Source organism: Romboutsia sp. 13368, assembly GCF_018336475.1.
In the GTDB taxonomy this organism is placed as follows: domain Bacteria; phylum Bacillota; class Clostridia; order Peptostreptococcales; family Peptostreptococcaceae; genus Romboutsia.
Map to the genome: position 1 here is coordinate 2,052,680 of NZ_CP048741.1, position 2,516 is coordinate 2,055,195.

Annotated in this window: 2 protein-coding genes and 1 pseudogene; all 3 read right to left on the reverse strand. The window is 26.9% G+C overall.

Going from position 1 to position 2,516, the window contains the following annotated elements:
• Positions 1-65: 65 nt before the first annotated feature.
• Positions 66-683, reverse strand: coding sequence for an S-layer homology domain-containing protein (locus tag G3997_RS08500; RefSeq protein WP_296645361.1), 618 nt, complete (start codon positions 681-683; stop codon positions 66-68).
• A gap of 25 nt (positions 684-708) precedes the next feature.
• The gene (locus tag G3997_RS08505) at positions 709-2,070 is read right to left on the reverse strand and encodes a glucosaminidase domain-containing protein (protein ID WP_296645362.1); all 1,362 of its coding nucleotides are present in this window, start codon (positions 2,068-2,070) and stop codon (positions 709-711) included.
• 56 nt (positions 2,071-2,126) lie between these two features.
• Positions 2,127-2,453, reverse strand: a pseudogene (locus G3997_RS08510) (transposase); the annotation flags it as partial.
• Between the last annotated feature and the right edge of the window lie 63 nt (positions 2,454-2,516).

A 2,516-nucleotide genomic window follows, 5' to 3' on the forward strand; every position in this document is an offset into this window, starting at 1 on the left:
CTATTTACTAAAATATAAAAAAATAAGATAYYAAATTRTTTTTTAGTATCTTMTTTTTTATATATTTARTTTTTRRCCCTGCTTAAAATAGTAATAGCTTCTGCTCTTTTTATATTATTACTTGGTTTAAAAGTATTATCCTCAGAATATCCATTCATATATCCAGCTYCTAAAACACCTTCAACATAAGGTTTAGCCCACTGTGCTACTGAACTAMCATCATTAAAACTTGATATATTAGTATAATTATAATCAATATTATTTGTTATATATCCTATAATTTTAGCTGCTTCTTGTCTAGTTATTGGATCATTTGGAGCAAAAGTGTCATAACTTCTTCCATTTATATAACCTGCTTTCACAGCTATTCTAACTTCATCATAGAACCAATCACTAGTATTTACATCCTTAAAAGTTTCATCTTTTAATTCAGTAAAATTAAATGCTTTATTAACAATTTTTACAAATTCTGCTCTAGTTATAAAGTTTTCTGGACTAAAAACGTTAGTAGTATCTATCCATCCTTTATTCATTCCATCAATTATATAAGACTTTGCCCAATGATTAGTAAAATCAGTATTAGGGTTTGATTGTTCATTGATTATTTTTATATTATTTTTGCTTACAGAACCGTATCTATCCCATAGATAAGTTCCATCTCCATTTATATTTGTTTCTGTCATAGGAACTACTCTRTCAGGTCGTATATTATAAGTACTTTNCATTATTATCWYCTAAAACAATAGTTGTATCTCCAACTTGTCCTTTGCAAGTATTTTTTGTTCTAGTGTTTTGTTGTAATATACTATATAATTCTTTATTTGAAGTATTTTTTACACTAGTTTCATTAGTATACATACCTAATAAATATCTATTATAATCTTTAAGACCTGTATCCCCACCTAAGAATTTATCAACTTGGTACATACGACTTACAGCCTTTTCACTCCAATACGGGTCTGATGCATAACGGACATTTGCACCAATGCTTTTATTTCCTAATGATGAGCTATTATACTTCCAAGATTTTGGATTAAAATATCCATTTGAAAAAGAGTAATTTGAAACTCTCATAATACATTCTTCTATACTAGAAAACTTATCAGCACCATCGACATATCCATCCTTAGCATTTGCTCCAAATATATTAAACTTAGTTTTGGCTAAATTAGAAGTTCCYCTATCAGATTCATTCATAGCTATACCAACTAATAAAGCTGCATTAGTTCCATATTCATTTTGAGCCTTTATAAAATAGTCACCTGTATTTCTAAGTAAACTATCACTTGGAGTATACTCTTCAAAATATTTATTTATATCACCTGCTGTATAAGATGTTTTACTTCTTCCAGGTAAATATTGATAATAGTTATAATAAGGATTATTACTATTTATAGCATTATTATGGTTCTCTAATTTAGCATCTGATATTAATTGATTTATATCTGTATAAAAATAATTTCCATCATAACTATAGTATTTTGTATTTTGAGTCATAAAACTTGGTGCAGGTCCTAAGGTTTGATAAGAATATTTTGGTGTTGATGTAATATCTGAACTTATAGCATGAACTAATTCATTGTTACTATTTACAGTGTAGTGACTTAAATTATTTACTTGATTCATTGGTACTGTTATTATATTTAAACTTCCATCATCTTCTTGCTTTTTCATATATCCAGTATATCCACTTACCTCAACTTTTACGATATTTCCTAAATCCTCTATAATAGGTGCATCATCTATATAAGCATGATTTATATATGTATGCTCTGGTGAAGTTAAATTTTCATTTTTATATACATATACTGTATAATCTGCAGAATTTGTAGCTGCTCCATTTATAATTTTTACTATTCTACCTATTCCTTCTGTAGCATAAACTATTAATCCATCTTCATTTATTACTACTGGTATATCACTTGATTTATTATTTTGTTGTTGTTTACATATATTAATAGCATCATTTAAATTTTCTGATTTGGATATATATGAATATGTTCCATCACAATGTGCATAAGCTATTTCATACTTACTRTCTGTTTTWTTCTTTAGATACTTTATATTCATTGAATTTTCTATATCTAATTTTACTTCTTCAGGTAAATCTTCTTCTATTGCNNNTTTTTATTGAATGTTGAGAAGTGAGGRATTTTTTCAGTTAATGAGTAACCTAAAAACCATCTATAAGCTACATTTACCTCTATTTCTCTAATTGTTTGCCTCATTGAAGGTATTCCAAATAAATATTGAATTAAAACTATTTTTATTAAAACAACAGGATCTATGCTTGGAGCTCCTAACGGAGAGTATAGGTCTTTTACTTTATCATAAATAAAACTAAAATCTATTGCATTTTCTATTTTTCTTACTAAATGATTTKCAGGAACTAATCCATCTAATATAACATTTATTTCATCTTCTCTAAAATTTTCTTTTCTTATAGTTAACATATTTATCACCTCRTAAAGAGTATTGACAAAAATAAAAGAGCGTAGACTTTGTCTACGCTCTGA